A 25,231-nucleotide genomic window follows, 5' to 3' on the forward strand; every position below is an offset into this window, starting at 1 on the left:
CGGACGACCGGATCACTTTCACGAAACGGTTGCAAAGCCGCGCCCCGTCGATTGACTGGATGGCGCATGGAGTGACGTCACAATGAGTGACTGGCAGAGGATCCTGAAGGAAGAGAGCATCGCGACTCTCGACAAGCTGCACGAGAAGTTCGGCGACGCCATCGACGTCGAGGCGCTGAAGCCTGCGTTCGACAACTTCCAGATGCGCATCACGCCTGCGGTGATTGACGGGATCAAGGAAGTCGGCGACCCGATGTGGCAGCAGTACATCCCGACCGTCGAGGAGCTCGACGTGGTGGACGGAATCATCGACTCGCTCGACGAGGACGGTGACTCCCCTGTTCCAAACATCACGCACCGGTATCCGGACCGCGCGCTGTTCCTCGTGAGCCCGGTGTGCGCCAGTTACTGCCGCTTCTGCACCCGGCGGAGAAAAGTCGGCGACCCCGAGAAGATCCCGCTCAACCAGTACGACTCGGCGTTCAAGTACCTGCGGGAGCACACCGAGATTCGCGACGTCATCATGAGCGGCGGCGACCCGATGATGCTGAGCGACCGGCGGCTGGAGTATCTCTTCCAGCAATTGAGGGCGATTCCGCACATCGAGATCATCCGGATCGGGAGCCGCATCACCTCGCATCTGCCCGAGCGAATCACGCCGGAGTTCTGTGAGATGGTGCAGAAGTACCACCCGGTCTTCATGAATACCCACTTCAACCACCCCGACGAGCTGACGCCGGCGGCCGTTGCCGCTCTCGATCGGCTGTCGAAGGCAGGCATCTCCCTTGGATGCCAGACTGTGCTGCTCAAGGGAGTGAACGATGATCCCAAGGTGATGATGAAACTGATGCACGAGCTGCTGAAGGCGCGCGTGCGTCCGTACTACATCTACATGGCCGACCAGGTCGCCGGCGGCGAGCACTTCCGCACGACTGTGCAGAAGGGTCTGGAGATCATCCAGGCTCTCCGCGGCTGGACGTCGGGTCTGGCTGTGCCGCAGTTCGTGATCGACGCACCGGGCGGCGGCGGCAAGGTTCCGCTGCTTCCGGAGTACGTCGAAGAGATCAATGACGACGAGGTGGTCTTCCGGAACTACGAGGGCAAACGCTTCACGTACAAGCAGCCGCGTCCGACGACGGTTCCCGACCAGCGCGATGCCGAGCCGGACATTGTGCCGATTCGTCGCGGGAAAAAGAAGGAGAAGGAACGCGTGGCGCGGACAAAGCGGAGAAAAGTCTCCGGAGAGTAAGAATGAAGGCCGTCCGAGTCGGACGGCCTTCTTATCATTGCTGACGAGCGACTACGACGCATCCACTTTCTCCCGGGGGTCTGGCGGGAGCGCGGGCGACGACGTCGCGCAGCTGGTCCGGACGGTCGGTAAAGATGCCATCCACTCCCATTTCCAGTAAAGACAGCATTTCCTGCTCGTCGTTAACGGTGTACGGATGCACGAGGAGGCACGCCGCGTGCGCCGCCTGGATGAGCGCAGGAGTGGCGTCCTGCTTTCCCACACCTATTCCGGCGGCGTACGCGCGCACATCAGAGAGCTGGTCGATGATCGCGGCCGGAGGCGTGGGCGACACGAGCTGAATGAGAGGAAACGTCGGATCGAGCGCTTTGAAGCGCAGCAGGCTCGCCCTGCTGAACGACTGAAGGAAGACACGCGGCAAGGCAGATGTGCCGGGACTGATTCCGTTTTGCCGGAAGACAGCTACGAGGTCGGCCTCGATGCCGGGATACGATTCGGGGTCCTTTGTCTCGATGTACAATCTTGTCGAACCCGCGTAGCGCGCGAGAATATCGGCCACACGTGGCACACGCAGACCCACGAATTCGGGGCGCGCCAGCGTCGGGTAGGTTGAGTTGAACCACGTGCCGGCGTCGCATCTCTCGACCTGTGCGATAGTCTTTTCGGCCACGCGCCCGGTGCAGTCGGCCGACATACCGCGCGCCGTCCGGTCGAGAGTAGCGTCGTGAAGCACGACTAGCACACCGTCCTTCGTGCGCTGAACGTCAAGCTCGATGTAGTCGGCGCCGAGCTGAACAGCGCGATCGTACGCGGCAGTCGTATGCTCCGGTGCCACGGCAGATGCGCCACGATGCGCGATGACTATCGCGCGCGCAGGCTGGAGCGGCCCGGTCCCCCGAAGCACGTAACAGCTGATCGTTGCGAGGACCAACGCCGTCGTCGCGAGACGAGCGATGCGTGACGAGAGCGTCCACTCTCGGGTCAAAATCGCCACGCCGCGAAAATCAGAGCGCGAGCAGCTCTTCAAGCGCCCGCTTCGCCTCCTCATCGGACGGGTCCATGTCCACCGCCTCGCGAGCGAGCGACTTCGCTCGCTCCAGAAGCTGTCGCGCTTCTTCAGGCCTTGCATTGTCGGCGGCGAGCGCGGCTTCCGCTGCCGTCAGCCGCGCGAGGGCGCTGACTTTACGCGAATCGGCAATGAGTCGTGCGGAGGATTGAACATCGAGCATTCTGAGGAGCGCTGCCTGCGGTCCGAGAAGTGTGCGGTATCCATTCTCGATCTCGACGCGGGCCGCGGCGAGATCACCTGACGAGCGAAAGCCCATCGCCCGCGCAATCATCGCGGCAACTTTTCGCAATTCGCGAAGGAGGAAATCCTCCTGTGAAGATCTGACCGGCATGGCTTAATGCTATCCATCTGCAGGGGTTTGATCTACGAGGACCGGTGGGACTGGTGAGTGAAGAAAGGGTGGAACCGCTTCATGGGGAACGTGAATCCGCGATAGAAAAAGGGCCGTCCTCATCGGGCGGCCCTTCGTCTTCTACTTCACGGACAGGTCAGTTGTCGTTCTGGTCTCCCTCGTTGTCGTAGCCAAGTCCATCTGCTTCACGAAATCGATCGAGAATATTACTGACTACATCCATCCCCTTCTCTCCCATCGCTGCCACTCCGGTTATTCCACGCCCGAACCAGGCACCCAGATCGAGGCGGGAATCCGCTCCCGCTCCGCCAGCCTTGACCTCAGGCGTGACGGGTACACCATACATCTCCATCGCTCCTCCTGTGTTTTACCAATTCTTGTACGCCGAAGCGTCAGTCAAGTTTCGGGCCGGATGAAAAAAAAAACAAGCTGGAAGTTTGACCTATTCATCAATTGGACGACTGCTCGCCGTGGAAGTGACGGCGGGGCGGAATCAGCCGATCTGATCGGACCCTATTCCGCGCGTCGCGAATATCCTGGCTACGGCGTCGCCGATCTTGTTGTTTGGGGTGCTCGCGCCCGCCGTCACCCCGACTCGAACCGGACCCGCCTCGGGCAGCCACTCGCGGGCCTCGGCCTCGAACTTCGTGCCCAGCGGGCGGTGCCGGATCGTCGCGGACTCAGGCTCGATTGCCCCGGCGTCCTCGACGTGGTAGGTGCGCACCGTCTCCGAGCACAGCGCGGCAAGTGACAACGTGTTGCTGGAATTGAATCCGCCGATCACGACCATCACGTCCAGAGGATCGCGCAGCAGCTCGACCACGGCATCCTGCCGCTCCTGAGTCGCGCTGCAGATCGTATCGAAGGTCCTGAAATTCTCCCGGGCGTACTCGGCCCCGTACGCGCGCAACATGGCCTCTCCGACTTCCGCACCGATCGCGAGGGACTCCCGCGCCAGCATGGTCGTCTGGTTTGCGACGCCGATGCGCCTTAGATCGCGAGCGGGCTCGAACCCCGGAGAGACCGCATGCGAGAATTGCTTCATCAGCACCTCCGCCGAGGAGCGCCCCTCGATGAAGTCGCAGACCGCCCGCGCCTCATCCATGCTCCGGACAATGATGTAGTGACCCGGCCCATGCTTCGCGGTCTGTGACGCCGTTGCCCGCGTCTCCTCATGGTAGTACTTGCCGTGGATGAGTGCTGTGAACCCCTCGCGGGCGTAACTCTCGACTCGCTTCCATACATTGAGCACGGAACCGCAGGTCGTATCCACCATTACGCAGCCAAGCGCGCGAAGCGTCTCAAAATCATGAATTGTGACGCCAAATGCCGGCAGGATCACGACATCATCGGGACGCACGATGGAGTAATCGATCCCCACAGGGCTCTGCTGCAGTATCTCGACGCCCATCTCGCGGAGCTTTGTATTGACATGCGGGTTATGGATGATCTCCCCAGCCAGGAAAACCCGCCGATCGGGGAATTTCCGCCGGGTCTGGTAGGCGTAGTCCACGGCGCGCTCCACCCCGTAACAAAAGCCGAATTCGCGGGCTAAGCGTACTGTCACTTCCCCCGCCGTCAGGGTGTATTCCCGGGCCTTAAGCAGATCGACGAGGCGCCCGTTATAATCAGAGGCCAGCTCCTCCTGAACCTCAGCCTTGAGCCCGAAACCCTTCCGAAAATAGACGTGGGGGTTCGGGGGCCCCGCGGAAACGGCCAGCGTCGGCCCGACAGGTGCAATATCAGGATGCGTCGCGGCAGAATCTTTTACCGGTGAGTCAGGCATATCAGTGAATTTAGTGTGGCATCTGGTGTGATGCCGATTTCAGAGGAAAGCGTGATCTCGAGCATCGCGGGATCCAACGGGAACGGGTCTCACGGGAACGGGTCTCACGGGAACGGTTCCGGAGGGAATGGCTCGAACGGGGATCATTCGCATGCCCACCACCCGGATGGCGAACGCGTGCTCAGTCTCGCGCCCATCGGCCTCGAGCTCGGCCCGCGCACGCTCATCACGCCGCGAGCAATTGCGAAAGGTGAAGCAATCGGAGTTGTAGCCCCGTCGTACTCGCCCAGATCCGGCCCACTCATGCGCGGCGTCAAAGCGCTCGAGCGCGCCGGCTATGAGGTCATCCTCGATCCGGATATTGCGCAGCTCAGGCGCTTTCAACGGCTCGAGGACGAGCGCCGGGCGTCGAACTTCATGGGCATGTGGCTGGACCCGCGGATCAAGGCGGTCATCGGGGGCACGGGCGGCTATGGCGCGGTGCGCATGCTGCCCTATCTCGAGCCCGAGATCTTTACGAACAATCCCAAGATCTTCGTCGGCTACTCGGACATAACGGCGCTGCACCTCTGGCTGATGCGACAGGCGGGGCTTCGAGTGTTCCATGGTCCAACCGTGGACGATCTGATCCCCATCGCGCGTGACCCGACTACGAGCTCGCTGCTGACCGCATTGACGACGCCTCGACCTTCCACGCGTCTCGGTCACGACATCGCTCGCTCGGTGAAGCCGGGCCGTGCGACAGGGCGGCTGACAGGCGGGAATCTCTCGATGGTGCAGCAGACCATCGGCACGCCGTACGAGATCGAGACGCGCGGGGCGATTCTCTTTCTGGAGGAGACGCACGACCCGATGTCGGTCGCCGACGAGCGCCTCGTGCATCTTCGCGCCGCGGGTCTCTTGCGCGACGTGAAGGGAATTGTCTTCGGCCAGCTCTCGCTCGACCGGTCAGAGGAAGACGAGTTCGAGAATTTCCTTCTCGATCTGCTCGCGGATCTTGACGTGCCGATTCTGATGGATTTTCCAGCCGGCCACGAAGTGCCGAACCTCACGCTTCCGCTCGGCACCGAGGTCGAGCTGGTGGCCGACCAGGTCACCGGCTGGCTCACCTACAAGGAGGAAGCTCTCTCCAGCACCGAGCCTGATCCTTCGCTCGACCTCCAGAACGAGATTCCGTTCACCACCGAGACGATAGCGCCTTAAGGAAGCGCCTCATCGATAGCCACGCACCAGGCGTGAAGCACCATCAGGTGAATTTCCTGGATATGCGCGGTGTCAGTGCTCGGAACCGCGATGAGATGATCGGCTTCTCCTCCGACTAGTCCTGCTGATCCGGTCAGCGCCACCGTTACGGCGCCCTTTGCCCGCGCGACCACAAAGGCACTGATGACATTTTCGGATTTTCCGCTCGTCGTGAGTCCGATCGCAACGTCGCCCGGTTGGGCAAACGCGGCCATCTGACGGTCGAACACCGCGGGATACCCGAAGTCGTTGCCGATGCACGTGATCGTCGCCGCGTCGCTCGCCAGCGAGACGGCTGGATGAGGACGCCTCCGCGCACGAAAACGCCCGACGAGCTCACCCGCCAGATGGCTCGCCTGTGTCGCGCTTCCGCCATTGCCGAAGCAGATGACTTTGCCCCCGCCCTCGAGCGACTCGATGATCGCCCGGCCAGCGGCAGCTGCAGACGATGCCAGCGTTTCAGCGCTCGCCGAGACTACCTTCTCGTGAGCGCGAAAATGATCGACGAAACCGTCGATCAGATCCGATTGGGCCGAATACTCCTTTCGCCTGGTCATCGGCCGCGAAATCTACCGGGCGGCTTCTTCCCCCGCCCGCGGCGCTGCTTCCGCGCAGCCGCCAGCTCTCGCGCACGGCGCTCCTCACGCGAGGGTGCCTCGACCCTTTCTCCCTCGTCGTCGAGCTCGTCAGGAGACCACGGCCGCTCGAGAATCTCCTGCAGCTCGTCGAGCGAATCAGCGCGAATTGCGCCACGCTGCCCGCGAATCACCACGAACCGAAGGGGCCGGTCGAGAACCGGCAGCTCCGATTCGCTGATCGTGCGCGCGAGCTTCTCAGGCAGCCGCAGGCGGGCGACACCGGTCCGCTGACCGTCCCTTTCCTCGACGTCGTAGTCGATGTCGATCTCTCTATCGCGAATTTCCACGGTCAAAGGTAGCGCGGCGAAGCGCTCGCTGACTTCTGGTGGAACGAAGTCCTCGCGTCGCAGGCGGAAGCGCGCGTTTCTGAAGTCATCCATCGACTGGATTGGCTCGAGCTGCTGCTCGTACCACGAAGTGAGGTCGCCGAATCCAAGGCGTGGCGTCGCACCACCCGATCTCCGATAGGTTTCCCGGATTCCTTCGACTGCCGCTCGGTTTCGCTTCACTGCTGCGTGCCGCGCCTCACCACGCGCCATCGCTTCCGCAAGGGCGCGCCGCGCGCGGTCTGCATTCTCCGGGGAAAAATCCTCCAGGGGCTCCGTCTCACGCTCGAGCTCGAAGCCGAAGTACTCCAGAGTGCGCGTCAACACGAGCTGTCCACCCTTTCTCCTGGGATCGTACGCGATCTCGGCAACGCCTCGGGTAGCATACCGGCGAATCGGGTGCATCGGGATCTGCGTTCCCTCGACTGCCGCGCGCGGCGTCCCCGAGCGGTCTGCGAAGTACCGGATCTCACCGGCGATCGCGCCCCAGCTGCCGCACACGCTGGTTCTCGACACACGCGCATTCATTCCATCGGCAGTTTCCTCGTCGATCACCAGGTCGAGAGGCATGAAGCGCGCGAGAAGCTCGGTGAATTTTCCGTGAACGTGGTCACGCGCGAGAACCATCTTGTCGGGGAGCGGCATTCCGAGCGCTCGAAACACGCTCGCCATCCCGAGAGCAGTGTCCTCGATCGCCTTGATGAGCACTCCACGTCTTTCCGCCCATTTTTCAATGCGCTCATCGAAGAGATGGCGGGGCAGGCCGTATACCTGGCCGACGTAGCCGCATCTCGAGTACGCTTCGGCGTAGAGATTGTATGCGGTCAGGTGATCACTGCCTGCAACCGTAATCCCGGCGAGATCTCTTTCTTCGCGCGTCATCCGGTGCAGCGATTCAAGGCAGCTCATGACGGCGAGGTACGGGATGAGATCGTCGTCCGCGTTGACGAGCAGCTCCGCCCAGGGTCTGTCCACGGGCATTGCCTCGACCTGCTTTCCATAATGCGACAGACGCCCGTTCTCGATTATTCCGCGGCTCGTCATCAGATCCACCGCGCGCCGGTACGCGATGCGGTCCAGTGGAACAGGAAGCTCGAGGGACGACGCGTCCACGCCGAGATCGGCGCACGTCATCGCCACTCTTTCCGAATCGCCGGCGAGCTGAAATTCGGGCGCGGTGGGCTTGAGTGACTCGAAGTGGATGTCGCGGTCCGACAGGATGAACACGCGCCCGCCTTCGACTCGCCCGTGAACGCGCCCCGCCATCTGCAGAATCTCGTTCGCACCGAGATGCATTTTCGTCAGCACGTTTCTGCCACGCTCGATGATATTGCCGAATCGCGAATCGTCGATGATCACGGTGTCGAGGCCCCGCACGTTGAGCGCGCTCTGACCCGCGGCTGTCATCGCGAGAAAGTATGGCCTTTTCTCCTCGGCCTCGAGGAATGGCCTGATCACCCGAATGGGCTCGCCGCCGTGGTAATACGCGGTGTTGATTCGCGGAAAGCTCGACTCCACCAGACGAGCGGCCTCCTCGACTCCGGCACGCGTCGGCAGAAACATCCCTACCCCGCGCCGCTTCTTGATCACGTATTGAAGGAAGCGGTCGTCGAGGAATTCCCTTGGATCCTTGCGGACGATCTTCACGTTCGCCGCTCGCGCGGGGTCGAACGCATAGCTCTGAAGAACCTCTGCGGCTTCCAGGTATCGGGCATAGAACGTCGGATCCACCGTGGCGGAGAGCCAGATGAAGCGGCAGCCCACGCGCTTGCCCAGGGCGAGACAAAGCTCGAGCTCCGCCGATGTCTGGTGGATCTCGTCGACCACGAGCGTATCGGTAGGGAGGATGTCGCCGTCCTGGTACCAGCGACGTGCAATCCCGGTGGTGACGATGATGACATTCCAGCTCGGAGTGTCGGGCGTGGCTTCCCGCTCGCGATTCACGACGCCGACGCGAAGGTCATTCGTTCGAAGGATCGTCTCCGCGATCGGTCTGATTGAAAGTGTCTTGCCGGTTCCTGTTCCGGCGACGATTCCGAAGCCCTTGCCCGCCGCGGCAAGCGAGCGGATCTCCTCCCCGTGCTGCTCCTCGAGGAGAGTGCGGAGGTGAAGACCGAGTGCGAGCTCGATTGTCTCGCAGGCGGCGCGCGTCGGAGCAATGACGATGACGCGACCGGTAGGCGGCTCCGCCGCGACGAATGCATCGTGGTCGGGCGGAAGGTATTTGTCCTGGACGGTTCGCATGACTTCGGCAACTTGCATAAAAAAAGCCCCGGGTGGAATCGCTCCACCCGGGGCAATCGATCAGGCGTTAGTCGTCGCCCCTTCCCCTTCCGTTCCGGCGGTACTTGTCCGAGTTCCCTCTGGCGCGCTCGTACTTGTCGCCATTCACCCTGTTCGCGCGGTAGCGGTCGTCATCATCGTCGTCATCATCGTCGCGGTCGATCCGGTACAGTCCGCCCGACTTGTTCTTGGCGTACTTGCATTTCTCGTGATAGCCCTGCGAGTTCGCCTTGTACGTGCAGATCATGCCGTTTTTCTCGTACCGTCTCGAGACGTTGCGATTGTTCCGATTATTGCGATTGCTGCGATTGGTGACGTCACGGTCGATGATGACCATGTTGCCGCGCGCATCCCGTCGCGCCCGCTCGATGACGACGTTTCCGTTGCCGTCAACCCGGCGGCGCTGGTAGATCGCGTTGCCGTTTCCGTCGCGACCGATGAGCTGCCACGAACCGTCGACCCTGCGGCCGTTGAGAATATCGCCGGTGCGCACATCGCCGTTGCGCACATCGCCGTTGCGCACATCGCCTGTCGCGATCCGACAGTTCACGTCGTACCATCGACAACCACTCTGCGCGGAAGCAGGCGTCGAAATCGCCAATGCGGCGGCGCCGATGCCAAGTGCGAGAAATAAGCGTTTCATTGCTGCGTCTCCCTTAGTAACCGAGAATTAGTTTTACAGGATCGCGGCCGCTCTTCCCCTTCTTGGGCTTCGCATAGCCCTTCCTCGGGGAATCGTCGCCGAAAATGACCGATCCGTTGGCGGGTCGGTTACGGACCGCGGTCACACAATCCGTCGGTGCGGGCTGCTGGTCCGGAGGAACTCCTTCGATCCACACCCTGCACATTCCCTGCGGCGGTCTGTACGCCGGCGGAATTGCCGGCTGTTGCTTCGGCGAGACCTTCGGAAACTTCGGCATTGGAATGCGCGGAATCCCCTGGGCCTCAGCCGAGCCGCTCACCGCGAAGATCGCCAGAGCGAGCAGAATCAACCGCCATCTATCCATCTTCCCCGCGGTATCCCGCAGGTAATCAAGGTTGGTCATGCCAGGTGAAGGGGCAGGAGGCATGCCAAACGCATGGATAGGCCTTAACTCGATGCTCGGCAATGATTTAAATCGTCTCTTACTCATTCGAATCAACCCCTGAGTGTCCCCGATTCTGGACACGATTTTGACGCTGCTGGGACGCTCAAAGCAGTGCTTCACTTGTACCCCAGTCAGCCGTGACCAGCACCTTCAACTTGCGCCGAGCTCCACCCGCTTAGCGGTGATCAGCTCTGAAAAAATCGAACGAATGCGGCCGGCGTGCCTTGCTTGACTGCCCGCTTCAGCAGCGCGCTCGACGACATCCGCCGGCAGCCGCTGCGTGGGAAACGTTTTGCGTGCTCCGACCGCGCGGATGCATTCCGTCAGCGCTCGCTCGTTTCCATTTGGAAAAAGCAACCCACTCACGTTGTCCTCGACGAGCTCGGCGAATCCTCCAGTCGCGCTTGCGATGACAGGCACGCCGCGCACGGCCGCCTCCAGTGCAATGAGTCCGAATGGCTCAGCCCATAGCGACGGTGCAACCACCGCCCATGCATTAGCAAGCTCAGCCTCCACCCGGTCGCGCGCAACTTTTCCGGCAAAGTCAACACTGTCGCCGATATCAAGGGCTTCAACGAGGTCCTCGAGGGCCGGGCGCTCCGGCCCGTCTCCAACGATGCGCAGCTGCGCATCGGGCACTGCATAGAGGGAGCGCGCGAAAGCGCGGATCAGAAGCGGTACTCCCTTTTCTCTGGCGAGCCGTCCGCAATACACGAAAAGCGGAGTCGCCGCCGGCGCGCGCCTGAATCGCGAGCCAGCCGGCCGAACGCCCAGCGGCACATGCTCGGCGCGCACACCGGCTGTCTCGAGCTCCTTCTGGATCCAGCGGCTTGGGCTGACGACGCGATCCACGCGCGACAGCGCGCTGCGAATCATCGCGTAGCGTGGACGATCCCTCAGCCAGTGCGGCGTGGAGACGCAGCCGTTGCGCTGACACACAACGCCGGCGCGAACTGCGCAGAGTGCGTTGTCCGGAAGGAGCTTCGTACCGAGCGGGCATATGCACTTGTAGTCCGTGACGCTGACGACGGTGGGGACCTTGCGCAGTCCGGCGAGCGCCGCTGGCGAAAGGTGATAAGCGAAGTGACTGACGAACGCGACATCCGGACGAAATTCACGCGCCGCCGCGCGCACCCGTGTGACGGCGAATGGATTGACGAGCTGCAGGAACGCTTGAGCGGAAGCCCGGTCGGTTCCCCTGATTATCTCGTGGGGCCGGAGCTCGTCATCGAGCTCGGCGCCGCACGCCAGCAGGCGCACCTCGTCGCCGGCGGCCCGCAGCGAGTCGCGCAGTGTCATGATGTACGACTCGGCTCCACCCGTGTTCGAGTTCCAGTCTGTGACGAGGAGAACGCGCATTCGCTCAGATCCTTTGCGGTGGGACGGGTCTCGCGGTCCTCGCCGATTCCTCGGCGGCGACAACCGCTTCGAGGCTGCGGATGCCGTCTTCCAGCGATGCGGCTGTGCGAGGCCCTCCTTCGGCTTCCGCGACGAAAGCGCGAAGTGCGCGAATGTACGACGGATCGCCCGCCGGCCGCAGAAAGCGCCGCAGCCGCCACGCCGCATTCGCGCGTCGCGGCGCAATCCGGCCGCGACGCGCGCCGTACCCAAGTCGGCGCGGCTCGAGCACGGTGAGCGAGGCGCGGTGACGATCTACCCGGAGCGTTCCGCGCTCGCAGATGAACTCGAAATAATCGGCCGGACCCGAGCGAAACGAGAAATAACTCTGCACTTCCACCCCGCTCTTCATGAGAATCTGCACGCTGGCGGAATCGTGCTGACTTTCGACTGAAGCGATCGACGCGCCGATTACGCCGATCTCGTCGTCGAGAAACCATCGCATGAGATCGAAGTGATGCGACGCCAGGTCGAGCAGAACGCCGCCGCCCGTGTGCCGCCATCTCTTCCAGGCGGGCATACCCGCCAGAGGGACGGGCTCGGACCATGTCGTCTGCACTGCGCGCACGTCGCCCACGCGGCCGTCCCTGAGAATCGCTCGCGCCTGCTCGTACAATGGATGCAGGCGCCTGTTGAATCCGGTGACGGCCGTCACACCTGAGAGAGCCACCGCTTCAGCAATGCGCGACGCATCAGCCAGGGTCGTGGCAACTGGTTTTTCGAGGTAGATATGCTTGCCCGCCCGTGCAGCGGCGACAGCCACATCAGCGTGCAGATGCGTCGGCACCGAGATAATCACCGCCTCGATATCCGCGCGATCGAGAATCTCCTCGGCGCCTCCATGCATCGAGCCGCGCACCTTGCGCCTGACGCGCTTCCGGGCGTTCTCATCCGGGTCCGCCGCCGCCACGACTTTCACTCCGCGAATGCGCCGGAGCGCCGGAAGATGGCAGTAGTACGCCACGGCTCCGCAGCCGATTATCCCCACTCTCACGCCACGGTGCCCGGGTAGACGGAGGGAGTTGCCACGTAACGCATCTTGTGCAGCTCGTACTGTTCCATTCGGCCGCGGGCTGACGCGGTCGCACCTGCCAGATAGCCGACGACCTCACCGACCGTTCGAACGACCGCCCCAATGATGAGCGCGGAGCGAATCCCGCGAGGCAAGGCACCACTGCGCCTCAGAACGCGCACTGGCCGGGCAATGCGAGAGAGAATCACAACTGGAATGAGAGGCGACGCACAAACGTAGAACAGTCGTCTGCCGAGCGACCACATCCCCTTCCGGTGTGAGCCAACCATCAGTCCGGAGAGATACCGCTCGTCGGTCCAGCCGCGCCGTCCAACGTTGATGTGGCCGATCCGCGCGGCCGGCTCGAAATACGCTCTGTGCCCACGCTCGCGTAGCGTGACGGGCAGCTCATCGCCGCTCGCGAGCGCTCTCTCCAGCACGCCATTCAGCTCGAGCAGAGCCGCGCGCTTGTACGACACGTTCCACGTTGGGCCACCACCGATTTCGCGAGCTGGAAGCTCGTCGCTCCACTGACCGTAATCCATCAGGAACGACGCCCAGCTCCAGACGCCGTCAGGGTTCGCGTTGCCGACACCGGGAACTACGATGTCCCACGCCTGCTCATGTGCGCGAAGCAATGCAGCGGCGAAGTCCGGCTCCGGGAAGCTGTGCGTCTCACCGAGGAATACCACGGGCGCGGTTGCGGCGCGCACGCCTGCGGCGCGAGCGGCGGCCATCGGGTCGATGTTCCCGAGCTCTACGACTTTGAGCGCCGCGAATCCTTCCATGGCGGTCTCGTCGAGGTCGAGCTCCGCCTTCGACGGCGCGACGATGACGATCTCGAGCTGATCCGCAACCGTCTGCGCATGCAGCCGGTCGACGACGCGCGCGATCGTCTCGAAGCGATCGGTGACGAGAATCACCGACATTCGGGCAGCGCTCATGTGTCGTGTGTCAGCGTTACAGTCGCGACCACCGGGCGTCGGCGGGACGCACTGATTCCGCGCGGCTCGGTGACGACGTCGCCGCCAGGGCCTCTTGCGGGGAAACCGTTCGCCGGGAAAGCCGTCGAAGCAACCGGAGTCCCCATTGCTCGGCCGGGTAAACCCGCGTCCTCATACCTGACAGCGCGTAGCGTTCGATGAGCTTGCTGACGACGGTGCGACGCGGCCTCCACCCGGCCCACGGTGTCATATCCAGATACTGGAAAAAGAGGAGCCTGTCGGGATCGCGGCCCGGATACCTCCATGGCTTGAGGTATCCCGCCCAGTGAATTATCCACGGCTGTTGATTCGCCTGCACCAAGCCTTTGCGGGCCATGGCACGACGGGCTCGCGGAATGCTCGCGTTGGAATTCCAGCGGGGATCGAGCTCATCCCATTTCCCGGCAAGAACGGCGTTCAATCCTTCCTGATCCCAGAAGTAGACCGAATCGCGAAACCGCCGGAGATAGTCGAGCACCTGTTGGGGAATTCCATCTGCGCGCCACCGGTCCAGATCCAGCACCATCACGCCGGCGTTGAAATACTTCGCATCCCGGGGAATTCCAAGTACCCGGTAAGCGGCGACGCCGAATGCAGAAGATACCAGCGGGACGATGCTGTCCTGCGCTGCGCTCAAATGACTTCCATTCAGATCGACGTCCCATAGCGACGCCAGATCGGCCGTCACGATAAGGTCGCAATCGAGCCAGATCGCTTTGTGGACGTCGGCGGGCAACGTGTCGGCAACGGCGAGCTTGTAGTACGTGGAGACAGGCATCCGGCCCCAGAGCGGCACGCCAAAGTAAAGCGCCGGATCGACAGTCATCCATTCCACGGTTGCCCGTCCCGATGGCAATCCCTGAACGAGCTGTTCCTTGCACTCCGCCTCCACTCCACCATCCATGATATAGATAGCGGCCCTTCTGTTCAGGCTCAGGTTCGCCAGCACGGATCGGAGCATGACGGCGAGCGGTGTCACATAGTTCGAATCGGCCGCGCATGTGATTACGATCGGCTCACTCTGAGGTACGGTCAACGACGCTCGTCCGCAGCGTGACCTCGCGCCTTCGCCAGGAGCTGAGCGATCTCGCTCGGTTTCGCGTGACGTCCGAGTCTTGATTTCTCGTAGATGGGTGCACCATCCACGGTCACCTCGAATCTTCCTCGACTCGAAGGAATCAGCTCGATCGTTGCCTCCGGGTAACGCTCCCTCAGCTCAGCCGCCAGACTGGCGGCTCTGGGCTCGTAGTTTCAAACGGTGCAGTACTCGATCCCGATTTTCATGCAATCACCGGCAGAGAGTTTTGTGAAGTTGTTGGAGCCGTCATAATGCAAGCGCCGAACCTGCTATGCGTGCAAGGTGCAGTTTCGCGCTCGAGCCGTCTGGCGGGCTTCGCCGTGTCACTCTAAAACTGAAGCGATAGAGTGGCCGGACTGAGCGAAAGCGATGGCATACGCAGCGCTTCGATGTCGGGACGAGGCGCCAGGCGCATTAGCTACCCATCGTGCCAACTTCAAAAGCTGGATTCACGATCATCGAGACGACAGTCGTGCTCACAGTGATCGCGATACTCTCCGCGATCGTCCTCCCCAAAGCGTCGGGCTTCATCGACGCCATCGAAGTGAGAGGCGCCGTTACCGAGGCGGAAGCGCTGTTTTCAACTGCCCGGCACATTGCCATCGCCCGCGGAGCCCAGTCAACACTGGAAGTCGACGCCGGCAGAGGTGTGATCTCTCTTCGCGTCGGCGCGGATACCCTTCAACAGCGGGAGCTCGGGGAGGCTCACGGTGTCGCGCTTCGCACGACACGTCCTTCAATCACCTATTCGCCTACTGGCGTGGGATACGGCGCGGCCAATCTCACGCTGACGGTCACTCGCAAACTGGCCGCCGATACTATCTACGTCTCGCGCCTCGGCCGCGTACGGCATTAGGGCGCCGAAGCTGGCGCGGCGCGGGCATCTTCGCGGACAATTCCGATTTCTCTGCCGGCACAATCGCTTCCGAGCCGACCAGCGTTTCGTCAGCGGCGGCAACGGAGCCGAAATCGTAACCCGGAACCGAGATTCGAGGGATCTGCTGGCCGATAACGCGCTCGATCGTTCTCACCATGGCGATCTCATCGGGCGCCATGAACGTAAAGGCGTCGCCGGTTGCTGCCGCGCGGCCCGTTCTTCCAATGCGGTGAACGTAATCCTCCGGCTGCTGAGGCACGTCGTAGTTGATGACATGCGTTATACCCGTCACGTCCAATCCACGCTGCGCGATGTCAGTTGCAACGAGGACCCGAATCTTTCCGCTCTTGAAGTCGTCGAGCGCGCGCGTACGCTCGCTCTGCGACCGGTCGGAATGCATCGCCGTCGCGGAGATGCCTTTACCGCCCAGGTGCCTCACGACGCGGTCCGCCCCATGCTTCGTGCGCGTGAAAATGAGGACCGAGTCGAGCTCCTCCTTCTTGAGCAGCTCGGCCAGCAATTCCGTTTTTCGGTCGCGCGGCACGGGATAGACGGCGTGCGTCACCGTGTTCGCCGCTTCCGACCTCCGGCCAACCTGAACGACGATCGGCTTGCGCAGATACTTTCGCGCGAGCGCCTCGACCTCGGGCGGCATGGTTGCACTGAAAAGCAATGTCTGACGGTAGCGCGGAACCTCGGCGACGATGCGGTTCAGCTGCGGGGCGAATCCCATGTCGAGCATGCGGTCCGCCTCGTCGAGAACCAGGATCTCGAGATCGTCGAACACGACGTTCTGTCTCTCCATGTGATCGAGCAGCCGGCCGGGCGTCGCGACAACTACGTCCACTCCCTTTCGCAGCTTCGTCTGCTGTGGCTCGAGGGGCACGCCGCCGTATATGGAGACGACCCTGATGTCGGAATGGCGGCCGTACTTCTTGAAGCTCTCCTCCACCTGAACGCAGAGCTCTCGCGTCGGCGTGAGGATGAGAGCGCGCACCCGATGAGTGCGGTCCGCGGGATCGCCCGACTCCCTTTCCTCGAGCAGCCGCTGAATGATCGGCAGAGTGAAGCCGGCCGTTTTTCCGGTGCCCGTCTGGGCGAGTCCGATGATGTCGCGTCCGCGCAACGCAACCGGAATTGCTTCTCCCTGAATCGGCGTGGGGATCGTGTAGCCCGCATCACGAACGGCATCGAGCAGCTCGGGAATCAATCCCAGCGCGGCGAACGCCGACATGTCGGTCGCCGGCGCGTTTTTGACGATCTCGGGCGGCGAATCAGTCGCCTTTACCGGCTTCTTCCTGGCGCGTGCGGGAGGTTTCATTTCAAGTCAATATACCTTCCGCCGAGAGGCTACTCCCACAAACGGGCTCAGCCGGCATCTATGACAGAAGGTTCGAAAGGATTCGGCGGATTATCCGGATTGTCTCCCAACCGGAGTGTCAAGAGGCGAATCGTCACTCAGCATCTCGAGTTTTTTGCTGTTGAAAACAAAGAAAGAGGCGGCCGGTTGCAGGTAGTAGCCTTTACGCCAGTACGACTCAATCCGGAAAATCCGCCGAATCCCTTTGAACCTCCGTCATAGATGCTGGTGCGTCGACAAGAACTCGATCATGGCCGCGTTGACGATCGGTGCTGCCTCGTCGTACACAACGTGCCCTGCGTCCTGCACCACGAGGTGTTTCATCTGGGGCATTATCCGAGTGTAGCTCTCCGCGTGGCGGGACAGCATCAGCCGATCGTGAGTCCCCGAAATCAAAAGCGTCGGGACGGACAGCGGAACGAAAGGCTGGCGCCAGTTGAATTCATGGAGCAGGTGGCGCATCGCACGCGTGAATTCCGGAAATTGCGTCGGAGCCCAGTACTCGTCGACGTCGCGCTCGGTCACGTGACGCAGCTTTCCGTTGAGTGTGCGCAAAAGCAGTCGCACGAGCGCCCGCGAAGCGATACGCGGCGCGAATGGGGCGATTGCGCTCGGCGTGACGGCTCGAAGGGGCCGTAGTCCGGGAATTCCAGAGAACCCCACCGGTGACACCATCACGAGTCCCCGCACACGGTGCGGCGCGGCGAGCGCGTAATGCGCGGCGAGTGCCGCGCCCATCGACAATCCCGCGAGCAAGACGCTCTCCACGCCCAGCGCATCTATGATCTCGGCAATGTGATTCCGCATTGACTCGAGCCGGTACTCGGCTGGAGCGTCGGGCTTATCCGAGAGGCCATGTCCTTTGAGATCCACCGCAACCGGGCGAAACCCAGCTGCCGCCAGGTCCGCGAAATTCTCGCGGAAGATGTAGACAGAGCAGCCCCAGCCTGGAACGAGAACTATGGTGGGATCGGAGGCTTTGCCGCATTCAACCGCGCGAACGCGAAGCCCCGAAGCAAGCTCGAGGTAGCGCGCTCGGAGATCGGGCCTGCCTGCGGGAAACATCCCCGCCGGCGCAAGACGCGTTGAAACGGGATGCAACGGATGGGAGATCCGCTTATCCGTCGAATCCGTTTGACTCAGATGAGCTCGATCTCGCGCCCGATGAGCTTTCCGATGAGCCCGATGCGGAATGTCACATCCGCAAACGCGGCCGCGCTTCCTCTCAACGAGCCGGCGGAAAAATCCTCCAGGGGAAACATCGGCCACACGCGCGGATTCGAGCTCGTGGGAATGTCCGTGCCCTTGTGCGGATGCCAGACGCCGCTTCGATCGCGATCGTCGTCGAATCGCTCGTACATCTTGAGCCAGTTCTCGTTGCGTCGCAGGAATCCCAGGCGCGCCATTGTCTCCAGCCACATCAGAGCGAACGGAATGTCGGTCTCGACGGCGTTGCGATGCGGAAGACGGTCCCCGAGCACGAACGTCGGCTGCTCGACGATTTTCTTTCCAACGAGCTGCACCTGATCCTGCCGGGGATGCGGCTGCGCGATGTAATTGTAGATGCGCTCGACTTCCGAGTAATTCTCCTGCCGGAAGATCGGCATGTGAGCGAGCATCGTCAGCGCGTGGAACGTCGGCGGTGTAGCCTCAGGCGCGAGCACGTGGACGTTCCCGACTCGCATCCACGGCTTTTCAGCGAGCGGCGAGTTGAGGTAAGCGTCTATTCGCTCGATGATGCGACGAGCGGCGCCGCGCAGCCGGGGATCGGCCTCGTACCCAGCCTGAGCCAGCGCTGCCGCGGCTGCTTCGCGCAGCTGCAGCCGGCCGCGTCTTACCGCGTCGTCGTCCTTTGCCTTTGCTCCGAGCTCATACAGAAAACCCGGGTCGTTGTCCTCTGCCAGAAGTCTGAACAGCGCACGACGCGCCAGTGCGAGCGGCGGAGATTCCCGGTCCCAGCCATACTCGAGGAGTCGCCTCACCGCGTGAATGGTCCCAACGTTCGTTAAATCGGCCGTACTCTTTCCGGGAACCGTGAGCATTGACCGGTTCCAGGTTCCGTCCGGCTGCTGAGTGAGCGCAATCCGCAGTGCGGGGCGGAAGGAGTACGGGAGCCAGCCCATCTGTGCCACCGTCTCCCTGGGCAGTCGCGCCACTTCCGTCGCCGACCTGTACCTGATCGGAGGAGAGGCGTTCTCGAAGATCCACCCGATCGGAAACGTGAGTGGCTCACCGACTGGAACTTGTGGAGTGAGAATCGGTTCGGCGGCAGAACGGGGAGCAGTCACATCGGCGCTCGACGTCTATTGAGGTTGGAAAAAGCGGACTGCCGCGGTGCAAGCTCGGCTATCGCCGCCGTCAGCGGCCGAACGAGAGCCGGTTGCAGCGCCCGGATGGTGGCGCGTAAGAATAGCAGGTTTTGCACCGAACGCTAGCCCGGAGAGCCGAAGTTAATAAGCCCCAACGATTTAGGTCAATTGGCGGACCCGCTTCAACCCTTTCACGCGACGATGCGTATCATTAACGACAACTGGCACTACAACACGACACAGTTTCAGGCCTGGAGAGAACGATGAGTTGGATTCGAATGGCGATTGCCGGCGTCGCGTTCCTCGGCGTGGCTTCGGTGGGTGCTGCGCAGGCACCTCAGGGTGCACCTCCCGCGCATGGTGACCATGCCGGACCGCAGAAGAGTGGCCGCGGCGGCGGGTCGAAGATGCTTTTCAACGGCATCGAGCTGACCGAAGCGCAGAAGGCTCAGGTGCAGCAGATCTCAGACAAGTACAGGGCGCAAAAGGAAGCGCTGCGTTCGGCCGGTGGCCAGATGCAGGGTCCGCCCGATGATGCCGCTCGGGCAAAGATGAGCGAGCTCATGAACGCCTCGCACGCAGAATACCGCGCGATCCTGAACGCCGATCAGCAGAATATCTTCGATCAGAACGTCGCTGAGATGAAGGCGAGGAAACAGGAGCACAAGAAGCCGGCACCCTCCGGCTCTCGCGCGTAGCCGCTATTTCGAGCTTGCCGTTTCGGTCCCTTCGGGCCTGAGCGCACTCTCCGTGTAACGACTTCCCGGGTTCCAGAGTATCCAGCTCTGGAACCCGTTGTCGTATCCGGCCTTCATCTGAGCGCGAACCTGCTCGGCGCTGTAACGCGGCGGGCCGAGCGTGAAGTCCTGGTACCACGGGATGATCTTCGCCGCTCCCGCGATGCCGGCACTGCGTCGCTTCATGTCCTTCAACGCGCGGTCGATCGTGGCGTACGGCCGTGCGTTGGGATTTCCGATTTTGTACGTGCCCGGCGCGAAGTGCGACGGGTACACCATGGGCAGCACAACGTCCGCGCGATCCACGAATCGCTCCCACTTCTGGCCGATGCCCATGTCAGTCGTATCGGTCGCCGTGAGCCCGAACACGTCGATGGTCACGGGAATCAAATGCGGATGAAGCTGTGAATAGATGAAACCGAGCTGATCGCGGATTACCTGCGCGCGCTCGCGGCCGTTCGCGAGCGGATAGATCGTCTCGCTGACGAGTCGCTTCTCATCGGGGAATCTCACGTAGTCGAACTGCACTTCGCTGAATCCGAGATCCCAGGCTTCCTTGGCCAGATCAACGGCGTACTGCCAGACTTCGGTGCGATGCGGGTCGAGCCAGGGGTTCCCGTTCTTGTCGAGCCACGGCTCGAGACTGTCTTTCCTCTTGATTGCCCAGTCGAGCTTTGCCCGCGCGAGCAGCGGGTCCTTTGCGACGACGATCCGCGCGATCGGGTAGATGTTGTGCGCGACCATCGTATCGAGGAGTGCGCGCACCCGGGCATGTGACATCGGCCGCGTAGTATCGGCGCCGATCTGATTCGCCAGCGGGACTCGTGACTTGTACAGTGTGAATCCGCGGTCGTCCTTGACGTCGATCACGAGCGCGTTGACTTCGGTCTTTTTCGCGACTTCGATCAGCTGCTTCATCTTGTTTCCGATGGCAGCCCATCTGTTGACGTAGAGCCCTCTCAGAACTTCAGGCGTCGGAACGCGAGCCACTCTCGCGCGCCTCGCAGAATCGGCGGCGATCGAATCCTGCCGCGTACGCTCCGCCGTAGGTTGTCCCTGCGCAACGACGTCGCGGCCGCTCACCCCACCTGCATGCTCGGCGCACGCAGTCAGGGCGATCGAGAGAGCGCACGCGCGGAGCGCAGCCGTACTGATTCGTGAAGGTTTTTGCATCGGTTTCGCTTCTGTGGTGGAGCGCCGCCGGCGGGTCCGGACTAGAGGGCGTTGACCTCGGCTGCGGCGTCGGAAAGATATCCCATCTCTTTTACCACCACTTGTGCCTGTTGGGTCACCATCGTGAGACCGGCAGGCGGGACGGACATGCCGGCTGACCGGTAACGAAGGAGCTCCAGCCGCATGCTCCGAAGGAGCGTCCGGCAATGCTCGAGCTTCGTTTCAGCTTCGGCGCGCGTCTTCCTCAAGTCGGCCACGACCCTTCGCTGCCGCTTGAGGTGTGCGAGACGCCGCACACGCTCCTCGCTCGCGCGATAGTCGAGCGGATTTGCTTTTGCCTCGAGGTCGGTGATCTCGCGCTCGATCGATTCCGGAGTATCGCGAGAGTCGCGGAGGTCGAGCTCGGCGAGCGTCGCCGCTACGAGCATTGCTTTCTTGTAGACCGCATCCGCCGACGTGCCGACGTCCGGAATGAGCTCCCGTTCCGATTTCGTCATGGTCAGTACCTGACGCTGGATCTCGTCTCGGTCCGACTTGATCTGGTGCAGCGCCGAGCCGTACGGAGAGTTGTCCGAGGGCAAGGGTACAGGCGCGGTTTCTCCAGGAAGCGGAGAGCGCGCCATCCGCCGCGAGGATGATCCGATCATCGAGCCCATCGGCGCCATCGGCGCCATTGGCGGCGTGAACAGACCGCCACCAACCTTGCGTTCCCGCTCGCGTGCCCGCGCGCGAACCTGCTCGCGCTTGGTCTCGTCGAAAAGCGCACGCGCATCGTCGATCGTCTCGGCGGCGACATCGAACAGCATGCGGTCGCGCGGCTGGCGAAATACGTCGCGCCAGTTGTATCCGTCCTGCCAGAGCTTGGAGTACTGAACCGCCATTCCGATGGACCAGAACATCGTGATGAAAAGGAACCCACCCTCGCCGAAAATCGACAGCGGAACGATGATAGCGTTCACGGCGATATACGGCGCAAGCTTCTTCCTGAATTTGCGAACCGGAGGCGCGTCCCACCTGGCAAGCTCGTCCGGATTGGGAACAGGAACCATCGCCGCCCGAGGTCCGGAGATCATGCGGGTGTTGACTGGCATCCACGACGGGCGAGCGCCGGCCGACGAGAAGCTTCGTCTCTGCGGCTCTTCCTCCGCGAGCGTGGGCATGTGGCTCCCCAGCGTTCGCTGCGGAATCGCGCCGCCGGCCAAAGCGACAACCAGCGACTCCGCGTCCGGGAACCTGTTTGCCGGATCCTTTTCCAGGAGCAGCATGATGATCCGCGAAAGATCGGCCGGGAGGTCGATACGCCGGTGCTCGACAGGCACCGGCCTCTCCGACAAATGCTTCACCAGCATCGAAGGAGTATTCGGAGCGTTGAACGGGAGATCGCCGCATGCCATCTGATAGCCGACAACGCCGAGGGAATAGAGATCGCTTCGGCCGTCAATATCGGATTCCCCCGCAGACTGCTCGGGCGACATGTACGCGGGTGTGCCGATGGCCATTCCGGTTGCCGTCAGACGCGAATCGTTCTTGTCCGTCAGCGCCCGGGCGATACCGAAATCGGTCACCATCGCGCGGCCCGTGTCCTCATCGAGCAGAATGTTGTCGGGCTTGATGTCGCGGTGGACGACGTTCCGCTTGTGTGCGTAGGCAAGAGCGTCGGCGACCTCGCGCAGAATCCGCCGGGTCTCATCCGGGTCCATGGCGCCTTCGTCCTGAATGCGCTTGGCGAGGTTGTCACCGGCGATGTGCGCCATAATGAAATAGACGAGGTTATCGCGCTCCTCGACTGTGTAAATCGGAACGATGTTGGGATGACTGAGCTGCGCGGCCGTTTCCGCCTCGCGAAGGAATCGCACGCGAATGTCACCGCGGAAGGCCAGCTCAGGCGGAAGAAGCTTTACCGCGACGTTGCGCTTGAGACGCCTGTCCTTGGCCACATAGACGATTCCCATGCCGCCACGACCGATCTCCCCGTCCAATTCGTAGTTCGGGGCAAGAACGGTCGCCACATGGGCGCCAAGCTCGTCGTCGGGTCTTAATGGCATAATGCGCGAGTCATCCCGGCAGGCAAGATTTGCGAATCATGCCCCCGTGGCGTAAATCCGTTGCTCGAAAGATGCAGTATACCTCGTCCCTATAGTAGTACACGTTTTGTAAGTCGCACACGTCTTATCACTACGAGAGAATTCATGGGACAGCGTCAAACTATACCAGTTCTGCCTTTACGAGGAACTGTCATCTTTCCCGGCCTGACGGCGCCAATCGCCGCTGGGCGTCCGGGAACTCTTCGCGCGATCGAGTCTGCACTCAAGGGCGATCGTCTCGTCTTTGCCGTCGCACAGCGTGATAACACTGACGAGCCGACTCCCGATATTCTCTACTCGATGGGCGTGATCGCCCGCATTGGACAGATCCAGCGCGGGCTCGGCGGCGTGCAGCTTCTGCTCCAGGGTGAGCAGCGCGCCACCGCTCTGCAGTACTCGACATCCGAAGGATATCTCAGCGCGGTGATTGTTCCCGCGGAAGAGATGAGCCCGGTAGACGAGAATGATCCGGCGTTCACAGCGCTCCAGAAAGAAACCCGCGAGCGCGCGGCGGAGCTCGGCGAGCGGCGCGGACTTCCGGAGGAAGTGGTTCACCAGGTGCTCGACGCGGTGACCGAGCCCGGCAAGTTTGCGGACCTCGTTGCCGGCTACATCGAGCTGCCTGTGCCTGAAAAGCAGGGATTGCTCGAGACGTTGAACGTCGAAGAGCGGCTGAGGCGAGTGCTCGTTCACGTGCAGCGGCAGGTCGGACTCCTCGAAGCGCAGGAGGACATCAAGTCGCAGGTGCAGGAAGAGCTTGGTGAGCGCCAGCGGGAGATGTATCTGCGCGAGCAGATGAAGGCGATTCAGAAAGAGCTCGGCGACGACGATCAGTCGAAGGAGATCACCGACCTTCGCGACAAGCTCAATGCTCTCGAGCTTCCAAAGGAAGCGCGGGCGGAAGTGGAGCGGGAAATCGGCCGCCTCGAGCGCGCCGGACGTGAATCAATGGAAGCCCAGGTTATCCGCACCTACCTGGAGTGGATCGCCGAGCTGCCGTGGAACACTCGCTCGGACGACCAGCTCGACTTGAACCACGCATCGCAGGTGCTGGAGGAGGATCACTACGGCCTCAGCGATGTGAAGGACCGCGTGCTGGAGTTCCTCGCCGTGCGGCAGCTGCGCGCGCAGCAGCTCGCGGCGGAGGTCGAAGCGCAGGGCGAGCTGCCGATCTCGAGGTTGGGAATAGAAAAGGACGATGCGACTCCATCGCTCGTCAACGGCGACAACGAGGACCGCACGATCACCGACAAGAAGGAGGCGAAGGCCCGCGCTATGGCAAAGGGTCCGATCCTCATCTTCATCGGACCTCCCGGTGTCGGAAAAACGTCAATCGCAAAATCGATTGCCCGTGCGCTCGGCCGTGAGTACGTGCGCGTGGCGCTCGGTGGAGCACGCGACGAAGCGGACATCCGCGGTCATCGCCGCACATACGTCGGCGCAATGCCGGGCCGCATCATTCAGGGAATGAAGCAGGCGGGAACGAAGAACCCCGTCTTCCTGCTCGACGAGGTCGACAAGCTCGGCGTCTCGTTCCAGGGCGATCCGTCGTCGGCGCTGCTCGAAGTTCTCGATCCCGCACAGAACGACACGTTCACGGATCACTACCTCGGCGTGCCGTTCGATCTGAGCGAAGTCCTGTTCATCGCGACGGGTAACTTCGTCCAGAACATTCCGGGTCCCCTGCTCGACCGCATGGAAGTCGTGGACTTCGCCGGTTACACAGAAAAGGAAAAGGCGGAGATCGCGAAGAAGTATCTCATTCCGCGCCAGCTCGAGGAGTCCGGGCTCGCCGGCAAGGGGATCAACTTCACCGATGACGCAGTGATGAGCGTCGTGTCGAACTACACGCGCGAGAGCGGCGTGCGGCAGCTGGAACGTCAGCTCGGCGCCGTCGCGCGGAAGGTCGCGCGCAAGATCGCCATCGGCGAGACCGGGCCGATTGTCGACGAGACGATCACCGCCGATGAAGTTCGGGAGCTCCTCGGTCGGCCGAAGGTCCATCCTGAGCGAGCGCAGCAAGAGCCTGAGGTCGGCATCGCTACCGGCATGTACTACACGCCGATGGGCGGCGACATCATGTTCGTCGAGGCGTCGATTCGGCGGTATTACGGCAACCGACCTGCGGACAATGAGCAGATCGGTCCGGGCGGTGCGGTGTCGCTCATCCTCACCGGACAGCTCGGT

The 25,231-nt window shown here is 62.2% G+C and carries 23 protein-coding genes; 5 read left to right on the top strand and 18 right to left on the bottom strand.

Annotated features, from left to right (window positions below; translation table 11 throughout):
• Positions 1-82: 82 nt before the first annotated feature.
• On the top strand, positions 83-1,249 hold the full coding sequence (locus tag VES88_02825) for a KamA family radical SAM protein (protein HYN80408.1): 1,167 nt from the start codon (positions 83-85) through the stop codon (positions 1,247-1,249).
• A gap of 34 nt (positions 1,250-1,283) precedes the next feature.
• Here VES88_02825 and VES88_02830 read toward each other — a convergent pair whose 3' ends face one another.
• From VES88_02830 to VES88_02845, 4 genes are all read right to left on the bottom strand, one after another.
• A complete protein-coding gene (locus VES88_02830) occupies positions 1,284-2,243 on the bottom strand; it encodes a glycerophosphodiester phosphodiesterase (protein ID HYN80409.1) in 960 nt (319 codons plus the stop codon).
• Positions 2,244-2,253: 10 nt separating this feature from the next.
• The gene (locus VES88_02835) at positions 2,254-2,649 is read right to left on the bottom strand and encodes a hypothetical protein (GenBank protein HYN80410.1); all 396 of its coding nucleotides are present in this window, start codon (positions 2,647-2,649) and stop codon (positions 2,254-2,256) included.
• Between the two features lie 157 nt (positions 2,650-2,806).
• On the bottom strand, positions 2,807-3,022 hold the full coding sequence (locus VES88_02840) for a hypothetical protein (protein ID HYN80411.1): 216 nt from the start codon (positions 3,020-3,022) through the stop codon (positions 2,807-2,809).
• 141 nt (positions 3,023-3,163) lie between these two features.
• Complete coding sequence (locus VES88_02845; protein ID HYN80412.1) at positions 3,164-4,456, bottom strand: 4-hydroxy-3-methylbut-2-enyl diphosphate reductase; 1,293 nt, start codon at positions 4,454-4,456, stop codon at positions 3,164-3,166.
• A 177-nt stretch (positions 4,457-4,633) separates the two neighbouring features.
• On the opposite strand from VES88_02845, the gene VES88_02850 reads away from it, so the two are divergent.
• Complete coding sequence (locus tag VES88_02850; GenBank protein ID HYN80413.1) at positions 4,634-5,659, top strand: LD-carboxypeptidase; 1,026 nt, start codon at positions 4,634-4,636, stop codon at positions 5,657-5,659.
• On the opposite strand, the gene VES88_02855 is transcribed toward VES88_02850, so the two are convergent.
• The 9 genes from VES88_02855 to VES88_02895 all read right to left on the bottom strand — a co-directional run bounded on the left by VES88_02855 (position 5,656) and on the right by VES88_02895 (position 14,710).
• The gene (locus VES88_02855; protein ID HYN80414.1) at positions 5,656-6,255 is read right to left on the bottom strand and encodes an SIS domain-containing protein; all 600 of its coding nucleotides are present in this window, start codon (positions 6,253-6,255) and stop codon (positions 5,656-5,658) included. The two genes, VES88_02850 and VES88_02855, sit on opposite strands and share 4 nt — an antisense overlap.
• Complete coding sequence (locus tag VES88_02860) at positions 6,252-8,924, bottom strand: DEAD/DEAH box helicase (GenBank protein HYN80415.1); 2,673 nt, start codon at positions 8,922-8,924, stop codon at positions 6,252-6,254. The genes VES88_02855 and VES88_02860 overlap by 4 nt, the downstream gene beginning before the upstream one ends.
• 49 nt (positions 8,925-8,973) lie before the next feature.
• A complete protein-coding gene (locus tag VES88_02865; protein ID HYN80416.1) occupies positions 8,974-9,588 on the bottom strand; it encodes a hypothetical protein in 615 nt (204 codons plus the stop codon).
• A 13-nt stretch (positions 9,589-9,601) separates the two neighbouring features.
• Positions 9,602-9,991, bottom strand: a complete 390-nt coding sequence (locus VES88_02870; GenBank protein ID HYN80417.1) for a hypothetical protein — start codon at positions 9,989-9,991, stop codon at positions 9,602-9,604.
• A gap of 192 nt (positions 9,992-10,183) precedes the next feature.
• Positions 10,184-11,392 (bottom strand): glycosyltransferase family 4 protein, encoded by a 1,209-nt coding sequence (locus VES88_02875; GenBank protein HYN80418.1) that lies wholly within the window; start codon positions 11,390-11,392, stop codon positions 10,184-10,186.
• A 4-nt stretch (positions 11,393-11,396) separates the two neighbouring features.
• Entirely contained in the window at positions 11,397-12,425 is a 1,029-nt protein-coding gene (locus tag VES88_02880; protein HYN80419.1) for a Gfo/Idh/MocA family oxidoreductase, read from the bottom strand.
• Positions 12,422-13,387 (bottom strand): hypothetical protein, encoded by a 966-nt coding sequence (locus tag VES88_02885; GenBank protein ID HYN80420.1) that lies wholly within the window; start codon positions 13,385-13,387, stop codon positions 12,422-12,424. Before VES88_02885 ends, VES88_02880 begins: the two co-directional genes overlap by 4 nt.
• 16 nt (positions 13,388-13,403) lie before the next feature.
• Positions 13,404-14,462 carry a glycosyltransferase family 8 protein gene (locus tag VES88_02890; GenBank protein HYN80421.1) on the bottom strand — a complete coding sequence of 353 codons (1,059 nt, stop codon included), beginning with the start codon at positions 14,460-14,462 and terminating at the stop codon, positions 13,404-13,406.
• Positions 14,459-14,710, bottom strand: a complete 252-nt coding sequence (locus tag VES88_02895) for a SelT/SelW/SelH family (seleno)protein (protein HYN80422.1) — start codon at positions 14,708-14,710, stop codon at positions 14,459-14,461. Before VES88_02895 ends, VES88_02890 begins: the two co-directional genes overlap by 4 nt.
• A 221-nt stretch (positions 14,711-14,931) precedes the next feature.
• Here VES88_02895 and VES88_02900 point away from each other — a divergent pair, with 221 nt between their 5' ends.
• Positions 14,932-15,360 carry a GspH/FimT family pseudopilin gene (locus VES88_02900; protein ID HYN80423.1) on the top strand — a complete coding sequence of 143 codons (429 nt, stop codon included), beginning with the start codon at positions 14,932-14,934 and terminating at the stop codon, positions 15,358-15,360.
• On the opposite strand, the gene VES88_02905 is transcribed toward VES88_02900, so the two are convergent.
• From VES88_02905 to VES88_02915, 3 genes are all read right to left on the bottom strand, one after another.
• On the bottom strand, positions 15,323-16,702 hold the full coding sequence (locus tag VES88_02905; protein HYN80424.1) for a DEAD/DEAH box helicase: 1,380 nt from the start codon (positions 16,700-16,702) through the stop codon (positions 15,323-15,325). The genes VES88_02900 and VES88_02905 overlap by 38 nt on opposite strands.
• 255 nt (positions 16,703-16,957) lie before the next feature.
• Positions 16,958-17,842 carry an alpha/beta hydrolase gene (locus tag VES88_02910; protein ID HYN80425.1) on the bottom strand — a complete coding sequence of 295 codons (885 nt, stop codon included), beginning with the start codon at positions 17,840-17,842 and terminating at the stop codon, positions 16,958-16,960.
• A gap of 38 nt (positions 17,843-17,880) precedes the next feature.
• On the bottom strand, positions 17,881-19,029 hold the full coding sequence (locus tag VES88_02915; GenBank protein ID HYN80426.1) for a hypothetical protein: 1,149 nt from the start codon (positions 19,027-19,029) through the stop codon (positions 17,881-17,883).
• A 284-nt stretch (positions 19,030-19,313) separates the two neighbouring features.
• Here VES88_02915 and VES88_02920 point away from each other — a divergent pair, with 284 nt between their 5' ends.
• Positions 19,314-19,748 carry a Spy/CpxP family protein refolding chaperone gene (locus VES88_02920; GenBank protein HYN80427.1) on the top strand — a complete coding sequence of 145 codons (435 nt, stop codon included), beginning with the start codon at positions 19,314-19,316 and terminating at the stop codon, positions 19,746-19,748.
• Between the two features lie 3 nt (positions 19,749-19,751).
• On the opposite strand, the gene VES88_02925 is transcribed toward VES88_02920, so the two are convergent.
• Positions 19,752-20,960 (bottom strand): putative glycoside hydrolase, encoded by a 1,209-nt coding sequence (locus VES88_02925; GenBank protein ID HYN80428.1) that lies wholly within the window; start codon positions 20,958-20,960, stop codon positions 19,752-19,754.
• Positions 20,961-21,001: 41 nt separating this feature from the next.
• The gene (locus tag VES88_02930; protein ID HYN80429.1) at positions 21,002-23,005 is read right to left on the bottom strand and encodes a protein kinase; all 2,004 of its coding nucleotides are present in this window, start codon (positions 23,003-23,005) and stop codon (positions 21,002-21,004) included.
• Between the two features lie 144 nt (positions 23,006-23,149).
• Here VES88_02930 and lon point away from each other — a divergent pair.
• Positions 23,150-25,231 (top strand): endopeptidase La (gene lon, locus VES88_02935; protein HYN80430.1); only part of this gene is annotated, 2,082 nt, incomplete at its 3' end.

It is taken from the genome of Gemmatimonadaceae bacterium (assembly GCA_035633115.1).
In the GTDB taxonomy this organism is placed as follows: domain Bacteria; phylum Gemmatimonadota; class Gemmatimonadetes; order Gemmatimonadales; family Gemmatimonadaceae; genus UBA4720.

Coding starts and splice junctions, on each gene's coding strand:
- VES88_02825 (HYN80408.1), top strand. CDS start 83: ATGAGTGACTGGCAGAGGATCCTGAAGGAAGAGAGCATCGCGACTCTC.
- VES88_02835 (HYN80410.1), bottom strand. CDS start 2,649: ATGCCGGTCAGATCTTCACAGGAGGATTTCCTCCTTCGCGAATTGCGA.
- VES88_02840 (HYN80411.1), bottom strand. CDS start 3,022: ATGGAGATGTATGGTGTACCCGTCACGCCTGAGGTCAAGGCTGGCGGA.
- VES88_02845 (HYN80412.1), bottom strand. CDS start 4,456: ATGCCTGACTCACCGGTAAAAGATTCTGCCGCGACGCATCCTGATATT.
- VES88_02855 (HYN80414.1), bottom strand. CDS start 6,255: ATGACCAGGCGAAAGGAGTATTCGGCCCAATCGGATCTGATCGACGGT.
- VES88_02860 (HYN80415.1), bottom strand. CDS start 8,924: ATGCAAGTTGCCGAAGTCATGCGAACCGTCCAGGACAAATACCTTCCG.
- VES88_02865 (HYN80416.1), bottom strand. CDS start 9,588: ATGAAACGCTTATTTCTCGCACTTGGCATCGGCGCCGCCGCATTGGCG.
- VES88_02870 (HYN80417.1), bottom strand. CDS start 9,991: ATGACCAACCTTGATTACCTGCGGGATACCGCGGGGAAGATGGATAGA.
- VES88_02875 (HYN80418.1), bottom strand. CDS start 11,392: ATGCGCGTTCTCCTCGTCACAGACTGGAACTCGAACACGGGTGGAGCC.
- VES88_02885 (HYN80420.1), bottom strand. CDS start 13,387: ATGAGCGCTGCCCGAATGTCGGTGATTCTCGTCACCGATCGCTTCGAG.
- VES88_02905 (HYN80424.1), bottom strand. CDS start 16,702: ATGAAACCTCCCGCACGCGCCAGGAAGAAGCCGGTAAAGGCGACTGAT.
- VES88_02920 (HYN80427.1), top strand. CDS start 19,314: ATGAGTTGGATTCGAATGGCGATTGCCGGCGTCGCGTTCCTCGGCGTG.
- VES88_02925 (HYN80428.1), bottom strand. CDS start 20,960: ATGCAAAAACCTTCACGAATCAGTACGGCTGCGCTCCGCGCGTGCGCT.
- VES88_02930 (HYN80429.1), bottom strand. CDS start 23,005: ATGCCATTAAGACCCGACGACGAGCTTGGCGCCCATGTGGCGACCGTT.